Source organism: Pseudomonas sp. JV241A (assembly GCF_900275665.1).
In the GTDB taxonomy this organism is placed as follows: domain Bacteria; phylum Pseudomonadota; class Gammaproteobacteria; order Pseudomonadales; family Pseudomonadaceae; genus Aquipseudomonas; species Aquipseudomonas wadenswilerensis.
In genome coordinates, this window is the sequence record NZ_OPYO01000013.1 from 34438 (window position 1) to 50548 (window position 16111).

General features: G+C 57.0%; 11 protein-coding genes and 1 pseudogene. All 12 read left to right on the forward strand.

Translation table 11 applies throughout. The annotated features are described in order from the left end of the window. Nucleotides 1-77: 77 nt before the first annotated feature. Nucleotides 78-2627 (forward strand): annotated as a pseudogene (gyrA, locus tag JV241A_RS06775) (DNA gyrase subunit A); the annotation flags it as partial. A gap of 192 nt (nt 2628-2819) precedes the next feature. Then, nucleotides 2820-3905 (forward strand): 3-phosphoserine/phosphohydroxythreonine transaminase, encoded by a 1086-nt coding sequence (gene serC / locus JV241A_RS06780; protein ID WP_166675659.1) that lies wholly within the window; start codon nt 2820-2822, stop codon nt 3903-3905. Beyond that, nucleotides 3905-4999 carry a prephenate dehydratase gene (pheA, locus tag JV241A_RS06785; RefSeq protein WP_134061674.1) on the forward strand — a complete coding sequence of 365 codons (1095 nt, stop codon included), beginning with the start codon at nt 3905-3907 and terminating at the stop codon, nt 4997-4999. The genes serC and pheA overlap by 1 nt, the downstream gene beginning before the upstream one ends. A 44-nt stretch (nt 5000-5043) precedes the next feature. After that, nucleotides 5044-7284, forward strand: a complete 2241-nt coding sequence (locus JV241A_RS06790) for a bifunctional prephenate dehydrogenase/3-phosphoshikimate 1-carboxyvinyltransferase (protein WP_177414840.1) — start codon at nt 5044-5046, stop codon at nt 7282-7284. Then, nucleotides 7281-7967, forward strand: coding sequence for a (d)CMP kinase (gene cmk / locus JV241A_RS06795; RefSeq protein WP_115085826.1), 687 nt, complete (start codon nt 7281-7283; stop codon nt 7965-7967). The genes JV241A_RS06790 and cmk overlap by 4 nt, the downstream gene beginning before the upstream one ends. A gap of 125 nt (nt 7968-8092) precedes the next feature. After that, on the forward strand, nt 8093-9769 hold the full coding sequence (gene rpsA / locus JV241A_RS06800) for a 30S ribosomal protein S1 (RefSeq protein ID WP_115085827.1): 1677 nt from the start codon (nt 8093-8095) through the stop codon (nt 9767-9769). Between the two features lie 246 nt (nt 9770-10015). Then, nucleotides 10016-10315, forward strand: a complete 300-nt coding sequence (gene ihfB / locus JV241A_RS06805; RefSeq protein WP_134061676.1) for an integration host factor subunit beta — start codon at nt 10016-10018, stop codon at nt 10313-10315. A gap of 20 nt (nt 10316-10335) precedes the next feature. After that, a complete protein-coding gene (locus JV241A_RS06810; protein WP_134061678.1) occupies nt 10336-10554 on the forward strand; it encodes a lipopolysaccharide assembly protein LapA domain-containing protein in 219 nt (72 codons plus the stop codon). A 176-nt stretch (nt 10555-10730) separates the two neighbouring features. Beyond that, a complete protein-coding gene (locus JV241A_RS06815) occupies nt 10731-11786 on the forward strand; it encodes a Wzz/FepE/Etk N-terminal domain-containing protein (protein ID WP_134061680.1) in 1056 nt (351 codons plus the stop codon). A gap of 178 nt (nt 11787-11964) precedes the next feature. Continuing rightward, nucleotides 11965-13311, forward strand: a complete 1347-nt coding sequence (locus JV241A_RS06820; RefSeq protein ID WP_233673627.1) for a Wzz/FepE/Etk N-terminal domain-containing protein — start codon at nt 11965-11967, stop codon at nt 13309-13311. A 216-nt stretch (nt 13312-13527) separates the two neighbouring features. Continuing rightward, nucleotides 13528-14841 (forward strand): UDP-N-acetyl-D-glucosamine 6-dehydrogenase, encoded by a 1314-nt coding sequence (gene wbpA, locus JV241A_RS06825; protein WP_134061684.1) that lies wholly within the window; start codon nt 13528-13530, stop codon nt 14839-14841. Between the two features lie 72 nt (nt 14842-14913). Then, entirely contained in the window at nt 14914-15864 is a 951-nt protein-coding gene (wbpB, locus tag JV241A_RS06830; RefSeq protein ID WP_134061686.1) for a UDP-N-acetyl-2-amino-2-deoxy-D-glucuronate oxidase, read from the forward strand. The last annotated feature ends 247 nt before the right edge of the window (nt 15865-16111 follow it).

The window sequence follows — 16111 nt, forward strand, 5'->3', positions numbered from 1 at the left end:
TCACTTTGCAGCGGCGAGCTTCGTTCGTCCCATATGGATGTGACGAGGTTTCACCAGAAAAAGGAATCAGGCTTCTCATGGGCGAACTGGCCAAAGAAATCCTCCCGGTCAATATCGAAGACGAACTGAGACAGTCCTACCTCGACTACGCGATGAGCGTCATTGTCGGGCGTGCACTGCCCGATGCGCGTGATGGCTTGAAGCCCGTGCATCGCCGCGTTCTGTATGCGATGAGCGAACTGGGTAACGACTGGAACAAACCGTACAAGAAATCCGCCCGTGTGGTCGGTGACGTGATCGGTAAGTACCACCCGCATGGTGATACCGCCGTTTACGACACCATCGTACGCATGGCCCAGCCGTTCTCGCTGCGTTACCTGCTGGTCGACGGCCAGGGTAACTTCGGTTCGGTCGACGGCGACAACGCCGCCGCCATGCGATACACCGAAGTCCGCATGACCAAGCTGGCCCACGAACTGCTGGCCGACCTGCATAAAGAGACGGTCGACTGGGTACCCAACTACGACGGTACCGAGCAGATCCCGGCGGTCATGCCGACCAAGATCCCCAACCTGCTGGTCAACGGTTCCAGCGGTATCGCCGTGGGCATGGCGACCAACATTCCGCCACACAACCTCGGTGAAGTCATCGATGGTTGCCTGGCACTGATCGACAACGCCGACATCACCATCGATGAGCTGATGCAGTTCATCCCGGGCCCCGACTTCCCGACCGCCGCGATCATCAACGGCCGCCAGGGCATCATCGAGGCCTACCGCACCGGTCGCGGCCGCATCTACATGCGCGCCCGCTCGATGGTCGAAGACATCGACAAGGTCGGTGGCCGCCAGCAGATCGTCGTCACCGAGCTGCCGTACCAGCTGAACAAGGCGCGTCTGATCGAGAAGATCGCCGAGCTGGTCAAGGAGAAGAAACTCGAAGGCATCACCGAGCTGCGCGACGAGTCCGACAAGGACGGTATGCGCATCGTCATCGAACTGCGTCGTGGCGAAGTGCCTGAGGTGATCCTCAACAACCTCTACGCCCAGACCCAGCTGCAGAGCGTTTTCGGCATCAACGTGGTTGCGCTGATCGACGGCCGTCCGCGGGTGCTGAACCTCAAGGATCTGCTCGAAGCCTTCGTTCGTCACCGTCGTGAGGTGGTCACCCGTCGTACCGTGTTCGAACTGCGCAAGGCGCGTGAGCGCGGGCACATCCTTGAAGGCCAGGCGGTTGCCCTGTCCAACATCGACCCGGTAATTGCCCTGATCAAGGCCTCGCCGACGCCTTCCGAGGCCAAGGAAGCGCTGATCAGCACGCCGTGGGAATCCAGCGCCGTGCAGGTGATGGTCGAGCGCGCTGGCGCCGACTCCTGCCGCCCGGAAAACCTCGATCCGCAGTTCGGTCTGCGCGACGGCAAGTACTTCCTGTCGCCGGAACAGGCCCAGGCCATTCTCGACCTGCGCCTGCACCGCCTGACCGGTCTTGAGCACGAGAAGCTGCTGGCCGAGTACCAGGAGATCCTCAACCAGATCGGCGAGCTGATCCGCATCCTCAACAGCGCCGAGCGCCTGATGGAAGTGATCCGCGAAGAGCTGGAACTGATCCGTGCCGAATACGGCGACGTGCGCCGCACCGAGATCCTCGATGCACGCCTGGACCTGACCCTGGGTGACATGATTCCGGAAGAAGACCGGGTCGTGACCATCTCCCATGGCGGCTATGCCAAGACCCAGCCGCTGGCCGCCTACCAGGCCCAGCGTCGCGGTGGTAAAGGCAAGTCGGCTACCGGCGTCAAGGACGAGGACTACATCTCGCACCTGCTGGTCGCCAACAGCCACACCACCCTGCTGCTGTTCTCCAGCAAGGGCAAGGTGTACTGGCTCAAGACCTATGAAATTCCCGAGGCCTCCCGTGCTGCGCGTGGTCGACCGCTGGTCAACCTGCTGCCGCTGGACGAGGGCGAGTACATCTCGACCATGTTGCCGGTCGAGGAATACACCGAAGGTCATTTCATCTTCATGGCGACCGCCAACGGTACGGTGAAGAAGACCCCGCTGGAGTCCTTCAGCCGTCAGCGCAGCGTCGGCCTGATCGCCCTGGAGCTGGACGAAGGCGACGTGTTGATTTCCGCGGCCATCACCGATGGCGAGCGTGAGGTCATGCTGTTCTCCGACGCCGGCAAGGTCACCCGCTTCAAGGAATCCGACGTTCGCGCCATGGGCCGTACCGCCCGCGGTGTACGCGGCATGCGTCTGACCGAAGGGCAGAAGCTGATCTCCATGATCATCCCGGAAGAAGGCAGCCAGATCCTTACCGCTTCCGAGCGTGGTTACGGCAAGCGTACCGAAATCGCCGAGTTCCCCGAGTACAAACGTGGCGGTCAGGGCGTTATCGCCATGGTCAGCAACGAGCGTAACGGTCGCCTGGTGGGTGCAGTGCAGGTGCAGGATGGCGAGGAAATCATGCTGATTTCCGACCAGGGCACCCTGGTGCGTACCCGTGTCGGTGAAGTCTCCAGCCTGGGTCGTAACACCCAGGGTGTGACCCTCATCAAACTGGCCAGCGACGAGACCCTGGTGGGGCTGGAACGGGTCCAGGAGCCATCTGAAGAGGAAGGCGACGAGGACTTCGACGCCGAGGTGGATCGCGCTGAAGTGGACGCCGATGCGGCACCACAGGCCGACGCCGCTGCCGACGAAGAGGCACAGCCGGAATAAATTAGTAGCGCAACCCTGGTGGGGGAAGGCCGCGGCAGTCGAGCACAGCTCGCTGCCCGGCCGGCTCCTGCGGACATCGAGAGCAGAGCGAGAGTGGATGTGAGCAAACGAGCCTTTAACTTCTGCGCAGGCCCTGCTGCGCTCCCTGACGCTGTACTGCAGCGCGCCCAGGCTGAAATGCTGAACTGGCGTGGCAAAGGCCTGTCGGTGATGGAGATGAGTCACCGTAGCGACGACTACGTGGCGATCGCCGAGAAGGCCGAGCAGGATCTGCGCGACCTGATGTCCATTCCTTCCAATTACAAGGTGCTGTTCCTGCAGGGCGGCGCGAGCCAGCAATTCGCTGAAATCCCGCTCAACCTGCTGCCTGAAGACGGCACTGCCGACTATATCGAAACCGGTATCTGGTCGAAAAAGGCCATCGAGGAAGCCCGTCGCTACGGCAACATCAACGTTGCTGCCAGCGCCAAGGCTTACGACTACCTGGCCATCCCTGGCCAGAACGAATGGAACCTGAGCAAGAACGCTGCCTACGTGCACTACGCCTCGAACGAGACCATTGGTGGTCTGGAGTTCGACTGGGTGCCGCAGACCGGTGACGTACCGCTGGTGGTCGACATGTCGTCGGACATCCTCTCGCGTCCGGTTGACGTCTCCGACTTCGGCCTGATCTATGCGGGTGCCCAGAAGAACATCGGTCCGAGCGGCCTGGTGGTGGTGATCGTCCGTGAAGACCTGCTCGGCCGTGCCCGCAGCAGCTGCCCGACCATGCTCGACTACAAGGTCGCGGCCGACAACGGCTCGATGTACAACACTCCGGCGACCTATTCCTGGTACCTGTCCGGGCTGGTCTTCGAGTGGCTGAAAGAGCAGGGCGGCGTCGAGGCCATGGAGCAGCGCAACCGGGCCAAGAAGGACCGTCTGTACGGCTTCATCGACAACAGCGACTTCTATACCAACCCGATCAGCGTCAACGCCCGTTCGTGGATGAACGTGCCGTTCCGCCTGGCTGACGAGCGCCTGGACAAAGCCTTCCTCGCTGGCGCCGATGCCCGTGGCCTGCTCAACCTCAAGGGTCACCGTTCGGTTGGCGGCATGCGCGCCTCGATCTACAACGCCCTGGGCCTGGACGCCGTCGAAGCGCTGGTTGCCTACATGGCTGAATTCGAGAAGGAGCACGGCTGATGTCGGAGCAGGAACTCAAGGCGCTGCGGGTGCGCATTGACAGCCTCGACGAGAAGATCCTCGAGCTGATCAGTGACCGCGCCCGTTGCGCGCAGGAAGTGGCGCGGGTCAAGACCGCGACCCTGGCCGAAGGCGAGACGCCGGTGTTCTACCGCCCCGAGCGGGAGGCGCAGGTGCTCAAGCGCGTCATGCAGCGCAACCAGGGGCCACTGGGCAACGAAGAGATGGCGCGCTTGTTCCGCGAAATCATGTCGTCGTGCCTGGCCCTGGAGCAGCCGCTCAAGATCGCTTACCTCGGCCCTGAGGGTACCTTTACCCAGGCTGCGGCAATGAAGCATTTCGGCCATGCGGTGATCAGCAAGCCGATGGCGGCGATCGACGAAGTGTTCCGCGAAGTGGCGGCCGGTGCCGTCAACTTTGGCGTGGTGCCGGTGGAAAACTCCACCGAAGGTGCGGTCAACCACACCCTCGACAGCTTCCTTGAGCACGACATGGTGATCTGCGGCGAAGTCGAACTGCGCATTCACCACCACCTGCTGGTGGGTGAGAACACCAAGACCGACAGCATCAGCCGTATCTACTCCCACGCCCAGTCGCTGGCCCAGTGCCGCAAGTGGCTGGATGCCCACTACCCGAATGTCGAGCGCGTGGCGGTGTCGAGCAACGCCGAAGCGGCCAAGCGGGTCAAGGGCGAGTGGAACTCGGCGGCCATCGCCGGCGACATGGCGGCGGGCCTGTACGGCCTGACCCGTCTGGCCGAGAAGATCGAAGACCGTCCGGACAACTCCACGCGCTTCCTGATGATCGGTAACCAGGAAGTACCGCCGACCGGCGACGACAAGACCTCGATCATTGTCTCCATGAGCAACAAGCCGGGCGCTTTGCACGAGTTGCTGGTGCCGTTCCACGAGAACGGTATCGACCTGACCCGTATCGAGACCCGTCCGTCGCGCAGCGGCAAATGGACCTACGTGTTCTTCATCGATTTCGTCGGCCACCACCGCGATCCGCTGATCAAGGCCGTGCTCGAGCAGATCAGCCAGGAAGCCGTGGCCCTGAAGGTGCTGGGTTCCTACCCGAAAGCGGTACTCTGAGGCTATGAATGGCGTGCATGCAGTTTTGAACAGGGTCCAGCTCCGTGGGTGAAGTCGTGGTAAACAAGCCTGGGCCGGTCATCGGTCGCCTGGTGGTAGTCGGGTTGGGCCTGATTGGCGGGTCCTTCGCCAAAGGCTTGCGTGAAAGCGGCCTGTGCCGCGAAGTAGTCGGTGTCGACCTTGACCCGCAGTCGCGCAAGCTGGCGGTGGAACTGGGCGTGGTCGACCGCTGCGAAGAAGATCTCGCCGTCGCCTGCGTCGGCGCCGATGTCATTCAGCTTGCCGTGCCGATCCTGGCCATGGAAAAACTCCTCACCCGCCTGGCTCGGCTCGATCTGGGGCAGGCGGTGCTGACCGACGTCGGCAGTGCCAAGGGCAATGTCGTGCGCGCAGCCCGCGAGGCCCTTGCCGGGCGTTTGCCGCGTTTCGTGCCTGGCCATCCGATTGCCGGCTCCGAGCAGAGCGGGGTGGAGGCTTCCAATGCTTCTCTGTTCCGCCGCCACAAAGTCATTCTTACACCGCTGGCCGAAACCGATCCGGCTGCCCTGGCGCTGGTCGATCAGCTCTGGCGTGCGCTGGAGGCCGATGTCGAGCACATGCAGGTCGAGCGCCATGACGAAGTCCTGGCCGCTACCAGCCACTTGCCACACCTGCTGGCCTTCGGCTTGGTCGATTCCCTGGCCAAGCGCAATGAAAACCTCGACATCTTCCGTTACGCTGCCGGAGGCTTCCGCGATTTCACGAGAATCGCCGGAAGCGACCCGGTCATGTGGCACGACATCTTTCTCGCCAACCGCGAAGCTGTCCTGCGCACACTCGATACATTTCGCAGCGATCTCGACGCCTTGCGCGACGCGGTCGATGCAGGGGATGGGCATCAGCTGCTGGGCGTCTTCACTCGCGCCCGTGTTGCCCGCGAGCATTTCAGTAAAATCCTGGCCCGCCGGGCCTATGTGGACGCTATGAACTCCAACGACCTGATTTTCCTGGCAAATCCTGGTGGCCGCGTGTCTGGCCGTATTCGTGTACCAGGTGACAAATCGATTTCCCATCGCTCGATCATGCTCGGCTCCCTGGCCGAAGGCACCACCGAAGTGGAAGGTTTCCTCGAGGGCGAAGACGCCCTGGCGACCCTGCAGGCCTTCCGTGACATGGGTGTGGTCATCGAAGGCCCGCACCATGGCCGGGTGACCATCCACGGCGTTGGCCTTAATGGTCTGAAGCCGCCACCGGGCCCGATCTACCTGGGCAACTCCGGTACCTCGATGCGCCTGCTCTCCGGCCTGCTGGCCGCGCAGCCGTTTGACACCGTGTTGACTGGCGATGCCTCGCTGTCCAAGCGGCCGATGAATCGCGTGGCTAACCCGCTGCGGGAAATGGGCGCAGTGATCGAAACCGCCGCCGAAGGTCGTCCGCCGATGACCATCCGTGGCGGCCACACGCTCAAGGCCTTGACCTACACGTTGCCGATGGCCAGTGCCCAGGTCAAATCCTGCCTGCTGCTGGCCGGCCTGTATGCCCAGGGCAAGACCACTGTCACCGAGCCTGCGCCAACCCGTGACCACACCGAGCGCATGCTCCGCGGTTTCGGCTACAGCGTTAAAGTCGACGGTCCTACGGCTTCGCTGGAATCCGGCGGCAAGCTGACAGCAACTCATATCGAAGTGCCAGCGGACATTTCCTCGGCAGCTTTCTTCCTGGTGGCGGCGTCGATCGCCGAAGGTTCCGAGCTGCTGCTCGAGCACGTCGGCATCAACCCGACCCGCACCGGCGTCATCGACATCCTGCGCCTGATGGGCGGCGACATCACCCTGGAGAACCAGCGTGAGGTCGGCGGCGAGCCAGTGGCTGACCTGCGCGTGCGCGGGGCTAAACTCAAGGGTATCGAGATCCCCGAGCATCTGGTGCCGCTGGCCATCGACGAGTTCCCGGTGCTGTTCGTCGCTGCCGCCTGTGCCGAAGGCCGTACCGTGCTGCGCGGCGCCGAAGAGCTGCGGGTCAAGGAATCCGATCGCATCCAGGTCATGGCCGACGGCCTGCTGGCCCTGGGCGTGAAGTGCGAGCCGACCCCGGACGGTATCATCATCGACGGCGGCGTGATCGGTGGCGGTGAAGTGCACGGTCATGGCGACCATCGCATTTCCATGGCTTTCAGCGTTGCCTCGTTGCGCGCTACGGCACCGATCCGTATCCATGACTGCGCCAACGTCGCGACCTCGTTCCCGAACTTCCTCGCCCTGTGCGCCGAAGTCGGTATCCGCGTGGCAGAAGAGGGCAAGTCGTGAACTCCAACGCACCGGTCATCACCATCGACGGACCAAGCGGTTCGGGCAAGGGTACCGTTGCCGGCCTGCTGGCTCGGGAGCTTCGGTGGAAGCTGCTGGATTCGGGCGCGCTATACCGCTTGCTGGCCTTTGCCGCCAGCAACCACGGTGTCGACCTGACCAATGAAGAGCTGCTGGTCAAGATCGCTGCCCACCTGGATGTGCAGTTCATCGCCGCCGAGCCGGGCAAGCTGCAGCAGATCATTCTTGAAGGCGAGGATGTCAGCAATGTCATCCGTACCGAAACCGTGGGTGCCGGCGCCTCCATGGTCGCCTCGCTGCCGGCGGTGCGCGAAGCCCTGCTGCAACGCCAGCGGGCGTTCCAGGAAGCGCCGGGGCTGATTGCCGATGGTCGCGACATGGGCACCGTGGTGTTCCCGGACGCACCGCTCAAGGTATTTCTGACCGCCAGCGCCGAGGAACGAGCCCGTCGCCGTTACTTGCAGTTGAAGGCCAAGGGCGAAGATGTTAGTCTGTCGAGTCTGCTAGATGAGATTCGTGCGCGTGATGAGCGCGACACCCAGCGCGCAGTGGCCCCGCTCAAACCGGCGGCCGATGCGATCCAGCTGGATTCCACGGAGTTGTCCATCGAGCAGGTGTTGCAACGCATCAAGAGCGAGATCGCCCTGCGCGATATCGCCTGATGACCAGGAAGGCAGGCAGGGGCACCAGTCAACGTCCTGTCGGCTTTCCTTTATATGAACGAAACCCACATTGTCTGGAATGTGGCTGATGGGCGTATGTCCCGCCCTAATCTACAGGAATTAAAATGAGCGAAAGCTTTGCAGAACTCTTTGAAGAAAGCCTGAAAACCCTCAATCTTCAGCCGGGTGCGATCATCACCGGTATCGTTGTCGACATCGACGGCGACTGGGTTACCGTACATGCTGGCCTGAAGTCCGAGGGCGTCATCCCGCTCGAGCAGTTCTACAACGAAGCTGGCGAGCTGACCATCAAGGTCGGTGACGAAGTTCACGTTGCGCTGGACGCGGTCGAAGACGGCTTTGGCGAAACCAAACTGTCCCGTGAAAAAGCCAAGCGCGCCGAGTGCTGGATTGTTCTGGAAGCAGCTTTCGCCGCCGAAGAAGTGGTCAAGGGCGTTATCAACGGTAAGGTTAAAGGCGGCTTCACTGTCGACGTTAACGGTATCCGTGCGTTCCTGCCTGGTTCCCTGGTTGATGTCCGCCCAGTGCGCGACACCACCCACCTGGAAGGCAAAGAGCTGGAATTCAAGGTCATCAAGCTGGACCAGAAGCGCAACAACGTTGTCGTTTCCCGTCGCAGCGTCCTGGAAGCCGAGAACAGCGCCGAGCGCGAAGCTCTGCTGGAATCCCTGCAGGAAGGCCAGCAAGTCAAAGGTATCGTCAAGAACCTCACCGACTACGGCGCATTCGTTGACCTGGGCGGCGTTGATGGTCTGCTGCACATCACCGACATGGCTTGGAAGCGTATCAAGCACCCATCGGAAATCGTCAACGTTGGCGACGAGATCGATGTCAAGGTTCTGAAGTACGATCGCGAGCGTAACCGTGTATCCCTGGGTCTGAAGCAACTGGGTGAAGACCCATGGGTTGCTATCAAGGCTCGTTACCCAGAAAGCACCCGCGTCATGGCGCGTGTTACCAACCTGACCGACTACGGCTGCTTCGCAGAGCTGGAAGAAGGCGTGGAAGGCCTGGTACACGTTTCCGAAATGGACTGGACCAACAAGAACATCCACCCTTCGAAAGTCGTACAAGTCGGCGACGAAGTGGAAGTCATGGTTCTGGACATCGACGAAGAGCGTCGTCGTATCTCCCTGGGCATCAAACAGTGCAAGTCCAACCCATGGGAAGACTTCTCTGGCCAGTTCAACAAGGGCGACAAGATCTCCGGCACCATCAAGTCGATCACCGATTTCGGTATCTTCATTGGTCTGGACGGCGGCATCGACGGCCTGGTTCACCTGTCGGACATCTCCTGGAACGAAGTCGGCGAAGAAGCCGTACGTCGCTTCAAGAAGGGCGACGAGCTGGACACCGTCATCCTGTCTGTTGACCCAGAGCGCGAGCGCATCTCCCTGGGTATCAAGCAGCTGGAAAGCGATCCGTTCTCCGAGTACGTTGCTGCTAACGACAAGGGTGCAATCGTTAAGGGTGTTGTAAAAGAAGTTGACGCCAAAGGCGCCATCATCACCCTGGCCGACGACATCGAAGCCACTCTGAAAGCTTCTGAAATCAGCCGTGACCGCGTTGAAGACGCGCGTAACGTCCTGAAAGAAGGCGAAGAGATCGAAGCGAAGATCATCAGCGTTGACCGCAAATCGCGCGTCATCCAGCTGTCGATCAAGTCGAAAGACGACGCTGAAGAGAAAGAAGCTATCCAGAGCCTGAAAGAAGCTCCTGCGGAAGCTGCTGACACCACCATGGCTGCGCTGCTGCGTCAGGCAATGGCCAAACAGAACTAAGTTCTGCTGGTGTTTAAAAAAGGGCGACTTCGGTCGCCCTTTTTTGTGCCTGCGATTTCTTGTTGCGGCTGGAACCCTTGTACCAGCGCGCTTTGCCGGGGGCAGTGGTAAAGCGCCACTATACATTTGTCCTACGCCCATTTTTTGAGAATCCGATTAAGTCAAGAACCGCCCTGTTCAAATCCCTCAGGTCGTGCTAAAAACAACGAAGCAATGATCTAGCTGCTTGATAAAGAAGGGAAAAATATGACGAAGTCGGAGCTGATCGAACGTATTGTCACCCATCAAGGGCTGCTCTCATCCAAGGATGTCGAGCTGGCCATCAAGACCATGCTTGAGCAGATGTCCCAATGCCTGGCTACTGGCGACCGCATTGAAATCCGCGGCTTCGGCAGCTTCTCCCTGCATTACCGCGCCCCCCGCGTAGGTCGCAACCCGAAAACCGGCCAGTCCGTCAGCCTGGATGGCAAGTTTGTGCCACACTTCAAGCCAGGCAAGGAGTTGCGGGATCGGGTGAATGAGGAAGAAGGGCAGGACGAACATTAATTCTGATAAAAGGAGCCACCGTGCGGAACTTCAAGCGGTTGATTCTGGTCGTATTTTTTTTGCTGCTTGTGGCGGCAGTATTGATATTTGTTTTGGAGAATCAGCAGCCGGCGACCTTGGCTTTTCTTGGGTTGACGTTGCCTTCGATGCCTTTGTCGGTGTTTGTGCTTGTGGCCTTGGTGCTTGGGTTATCGGTTGGGCCCTTGGTGGTGCTCGGCAGTCGAGTGCTTAGGCGGTAGCGGGTCGGATGCTGGTGTCGAGGCTCTGGCGTTGGCTGTCAATAACGGGAGTCCGTAGGAGGATTCTTAATTTGATGAGAGCAGGTTCGTAGTTGCTCTGTAATCGCATAGGCATAGGATGCCGTCTTCAATCAAATAACAATAACGACTGCTAAACTGAAAAGGCCGATGATTAAATGCAGAGTAGATCTGACCGAGTTGCAAGAGAGGATGATATTGACCTTTTTGATTTGCTGCGCTGGCTGTGGTTACGCAAGATTTTGATATCCGGCGTTATGCTTTTGGGCTTGGTGCTAGGATTGGTGTATGTTTTTGTGACTACTCCGGTTTACGAGGCAAAAGGCATTGTCATACCGCCTACGCAAAATGGTATCGCCGAACTAAACTATGGGCGTACGAGCGAATCCGAGCTGGCTGCTTACAGTGTGGCGGCTGTTTATGATGTGTTTTTGAGAAACCTTCGCTCTGAGACGCTTCGTCGTCGTTTTTTTGAAGAACAGTATTTGCCTTCGTTGGATGCTGAGCGTCGCAAGGCGTCGGCTAATGAGCTGTACCGTGATTTCACTCGTGCATTACAAGTGGCGCTTGTCGATAAGAATGTTTCCGATCGATATGTTGTAATCGCTCAGAATAGTGATCCTGCCTTGGCGAGCCAGTGGGCGAAGCTCTACATAGACCAGGCCGGTGCTGCGGCAAAAGATGAAATGATCAGCAACGTCGAGCGGGAGGCAGAAGTTCGGGCTAGAAACCTGGGGCAGCAGATTAACACCCTTCGCGAAACGGGGAGGAAGGTACGAGAGGATCTGATTATTCAGTTGAGTGAGGCGCTTACTGTTGCCCAGGCTGTTGATCTGCATAAGCCACCCCTGATAAGTGGGGCGCTATCAAACGAAGTGTCTGCCGGTATGAATGGTGAGCTTACGTACATGCGGGGTACCAAGGCGCTGGAAGCTGAAATCAACAACCTCAAAGAGCGGAAATCGGACGATCCTTTCATTGAGAGTTTGAGAAAGCTGCAGGCGAGGTACGACTTCTACAAGTATCTCGAAGTAGATCCCAAAGCTGTTTCGGTGTTTCGATTCGATGGTCCTATCAGTCAGCCTGATGCCCCGGTCAAGCCCAAGCGGATTTTGAGTGTGGTGGCGGGTGGTATGATCGGTTTGATTGTCGGGGTGTTGATCGTCCTGGTTAGCTTCATGCTGGGTCGCAGGCCGCGAGAAGCGGAGGCGTGAATTTGGTTTCAAGCGTTCCTATCAGTTGGCGCTTGGTGTGAAGTCAAATTGATGGCAAAATGCCTGGCGCTCGATGGCCAGGCAGGGCTGAAGAATGGAGCTGATGCTCCATATTGAATAGTCGATTCCGAGCCTCCTTTCCAGAGAGCCCGCATTTCTTTCAGAAGGCAGGCTTATTTTGACTATCCATAACCATTTACTCCCCGCATCCTCCAGTGAAGGTGATTTCTTCGCCTTACTCAAAGAGGTTTGGGCGAAGAAGACAACTCTCGGAGTCAGTGCTGTACTTGTTGGGGTATGTGCAGCTTTCTATGCTTTTCTATCCACCCCTGTTTACTACGCGAGTGCTGAGCTGCGGCCAGCGGCTATCAACGAACTGGATGCATTGAATCGTACGCAGTTGTACAACCTTTCGCCGTTGGAAGCGTTGATGAAAACTGCGGATGCCTTGAACTCGTATGAAGTACGTTTGGGTTTCTTTCAAAAAAATCCAGCGCTTGCGGCAGCCTTTGATAAGCCAGATCTTACATTTGAGCAAAGTTTTCAGCAGTTCAATCGCGAGGCGTTGCGCCTTACTCTGCCCGACCCCAAAAAAAACAACTCGTTAACGGCGGCGATTGGGCTGGAGTTGACTTATGAAAAGGGAGTCGATGGGGTCACCATCGTAAATGGCTTGATTGACTACGCTATTGCTCAAGAGCGCGAGAAAATTTCTGCTGATATGGATGTAATCATCAACAACCGTATCAGGGAGCTGGATAATAAGATCACTGCGGCACGTGCACTTTACGCGATCGAAAAAACCTCTAAAATTGCTCTGCTTCTGGAGGCGGATAGCATTAAGCGCGCGCAACTGGAAGATGAGTTGAAAGCGCTACGTGTTGAGCTGAAGACGCGTCGTACAAACCGAATCGCTGAATTGTCCGAAGCTATTCAGATTGCCACTTCCCTGGGTATTAAGCGCCCCACAACGCCTTCATTGTTAGGGGATGCCGAGGGCGGGAAAGCGGTGAATGTGGTCCATACCGAAGTCACTAATCAGCAGGCGCCTCTCTACTTTTTGGGGACTGATGCGCTATTAGCGGAAAAGGCCGCGCTGTTGCGGCGTGTGTCAGACGATTTTTCGGAACCTCGCATTGCCCAAATAAACAGGAGTCTCCAGCTCCTGCGAGCGAATCGGGAAGTGGAGGTGTTGAAAGCCCGCACAGACGAAGACAATTTCCTGAAAGATACCGGTGCTATGCACAAGGAAATGGTTCGTCTGAAAAATCTTGACGTCGACCTAGCACGACTTCAGTTGGCCTCAATCGATCGGCAGGCAGTTGAGCCCAGTGGACCGATCAAGCCGAAGCGTCTACTGATTATTGCCTCGGGGATACTGGGAGGGCTTTTGATTGGCGTCATCTTTGTGTTACTTCGTTTTTTAGTGGCTCCTCGCCACCACCTTGTGGTCGAAGCTCAGCCGCTGATCGATACTCTTGATCAACCTGGCAAAGCAGCTGTCGCGTTGTCTTCCAGGGTGTAGTGAGGCGCTCATCATGAGGTCAGGTAGGCAAAGGCAGTGGCTGTTCATGGCAAGGAGCGATATGATGCACAGCATGTCGTGTGGTTTGCTGAGACTAGGCCCTGATCGGGCATGGTCATGATGATATTGCTGCCTTGCAGCACAGGATTTCCTCATTGCAAACGACGTTAAGTATTTTGACTCGTTTTTTACGATTATACAGTTGGAGAATTAGGGATGTCGCTGCAGAAGCAAGCCAGCATAGAAAAGTTCAAAAACAGGAAGGCTCTGATCGGAATCGTGGGGCTTGGTTATGTCGGCTTGCCGTTAATGCTTCGATACAATGCCATTGGTTTCAATGTGCTGGGCATTGATATTGATGATAGTAAAGTTGCAAAGTTGAATAGCGGTGAAAGTTACATTGAGCATATTCCTGCGGATAAGATTGCGGCCGCTCGTGAAAGCGGCTTTGAAGCAACGTCCGATTTTGTCCGTGCTGCAGAATGTGATGCGTTGATTCTCTGTGTTCCAACTCCGCTGAATAAGTATCGCGAACCGGACATGAGTTTTGTAATCAATACGACCGATGCGCTGAAGCCTTACTTGCGCGCTGGGCAGATTGTTTCGTTAGAGAGTACTACTTATCCGGGTACCACTGAAGAAGAGCTGCGGCCGCGAGTTCAAGAGGGCGGTCTGATCGTTGGTGAAGATATTTTCCTGGTGTATTCACCAGAGCGTGAAGACCCGGGCAACCCGAACTTTGAAACGCGCACGATCCCAAAGATCATCGGTGGGGATACTGCCGCGTGTCTGGAAGTAGGTATCGCGCTTTATGAGCAGGCTATTGACAAGGTAGTGTCTGTCAGCTCCACCAAAGCTGCTGAAATGACCAAGCTGCTGGAAAATATCCATCGTGCGGTCAATATTGGCCTAGTCAACGAGATGAAAATTGTCGCTGACCGTATGGGTATTGATATTTTCGAGGTGGTCGATGCCGCCGCAACCAAACCTTTTGGTTTCACTGCGTACTACCCTGGCCCAGGTCTGGGGGGGCACTGTATTCCGATTGATCCTTTCTATCTTACTTGGAAAGCGCGCGAATATGGCCTGCACACTCGCTTCATCGAGTTGTCCGGTGAGGTCAACCAAGCGATGCCTGAATATGTTGTGAATAAACTAGTTGATGGCTTGAACGAACACGGGAAGCCACTAAAGGGCAGCAAGGTATTGGTTTTGGGCATCGCCTATAAAAAGAACGTTGATGACATGCGTGAATCGCCTTCAGTAGAAATCATGGAGTTGCTTGAGGCTAAAGGTTGTGTGGTTGCATACAGTGATCCGCATGTCCCAGTCTTTCCGGCGATGCGCGAGCATCACTTTATCCTGAGTAGCGAAGCCCTGACTAGCGAGAACCTGTCTACGTTCGATGCCGTGATACTGGCAACCGATCATGACAAGTTTGATTACGATCTTATCAAGTCCTCTGCGCGGCTGATTGTTGATAGCCGAGGTAAGTACCGTACCAACGCCGGGCATATCATCAAGGCCTGATTTCAATTGCAGACACCTGGGCGGTTGCATCATGCACCGCCTGGGACATCCGCCAAGAAGGACATTTACTCGATGAAGAATTTCGCTCTGATCGGCGCCGCCGGTTACATTGCCCCACGTCACATGCGTGCGATCAAGGACACCGGCAACGTGCTGGTGTCCGCTTATGATATCAATGACTCGGTAGGGATCATTGACAGTATCTCGCCAGAAAGTGAGTTTTTCACAGAGTTTGAGCGCTTTCAGGAGCATGCTTACCGTCTGAAGCGCGATACTTCGGCAGCGCTGGATTATGTAGCGGTCTGTTCCCCAAACTACTTGCACCATGCACATATTGCTGCCGGTTTGCGCCTGGGTTGCGATGTGATTTGTGAGAAGCCTTTAGTACCTAGCAGTGCAGTGCTGGATGAATTGGCCCTCGTTGAAAAAGAAACAGGCCAGCGCGTTTACAATATTCTTCAGTTGCGCCACCATCAGGCTATTCTCGATCTAAAAGCCAAGGTTGCCCAGCAACAGCGCGAGCAGAAATATGAGGTTGAACTGACATATATCACGTCTCGCGGCAAGTGGTATATGGAAAGCTGGAAAGGCGATCCACGCAAGTCCTTTGGTGTGGCTACCAACATCGGTGTACACTTTTATGACATGTTGCATTTCATTTTTGGAAAATTGCAGCGCAATGTTGTGCATTACACGGACAACTATAAGGCAGCCGGCTATCTGGAATATGAGAACGCCCGTGTTCGGTGGTTTTTGTCTATTGACGCCAACGACCTACCTGCAGCAGTAAAGGGGAAGAAGCCCACTTATCGTTCTATCACAGTGGACGGTGAGGAAATGGAGTTCTCCGAAGGCTTTACTGATTTGCATACCACCAGCTATCAGGAAATTTTGGCGGGTAGAGGATATGGTATTGAGGACGCGCGGCACTGTGTGGAAACTGTAGAGGTCATTCGCTCGGCGTCTGTGGTGCCCGCCTCATCGGGTGAAGGTCACCCAATGTTAGCCAGCCTGCGCAAGTAAGCTTGTATTGCCGGGACAGCATAGGATGTTGCCCCGGCTGTCGAAGCCCGTGTTTGAGCTGATCGCAGTGACTACACAAGTACTAAATAGTAACCTTGCTCAAATACTACGATTGATCCAAGGCCTACAGCAAGATCAATATCGTCAGGGTGTGCGAGGTCTTTCCCTTCGCTCTATCTTGCAATGTCTTTGGGGGCGAACTGTTCATTGGAGTTCGCTTGAATGCTGTTTTCCCAACGATAATTAC

Bases quoted from the DNA above. Each gene is read 5' to 3' on its own strand.
- wbpB (WP_134061686.1), top strand. From the start codon at position 14,914: ATGAAGAATTTCGCTCTGATCGGCGCCGCCGGTTACATTGCCCCACGT.
- pheA (WP_134061674.1), top strand. From the start codon at position 3,905: ATGTCGGAGCAGGAACTCAAGGCGCTGCGGGTGCGCATTGACAGCCTC.
- ihfB (WP_134061676.1), top strand. From the start codon at position 10,016: ATGACGAAGTCGGAGCTGATCGAACGTATTGTCACCCATCAAGGGCTG.
- JV241A_RS06815 (WP_134061680.1), top strand. From the start codon at position 10,731: ATGCAGAGTAGATCTGACCGAGTTGCAAGAGAGGATGATATTGACCTT.
- rpsA (WP_115085827.1), top strand. From the start codon at position 8,093: ATGAGCGAAAGCTTTGCAGAACTCTTTGAAGAAAGCCTGAAAACCCTC.
- wbpA (WP_134061684.1), top strand. From the start codon at position 13,528: ATGTCGCTGCAGAAGCAAGCCAGCATAGAAAAGTTCAAAAACAGGAAG.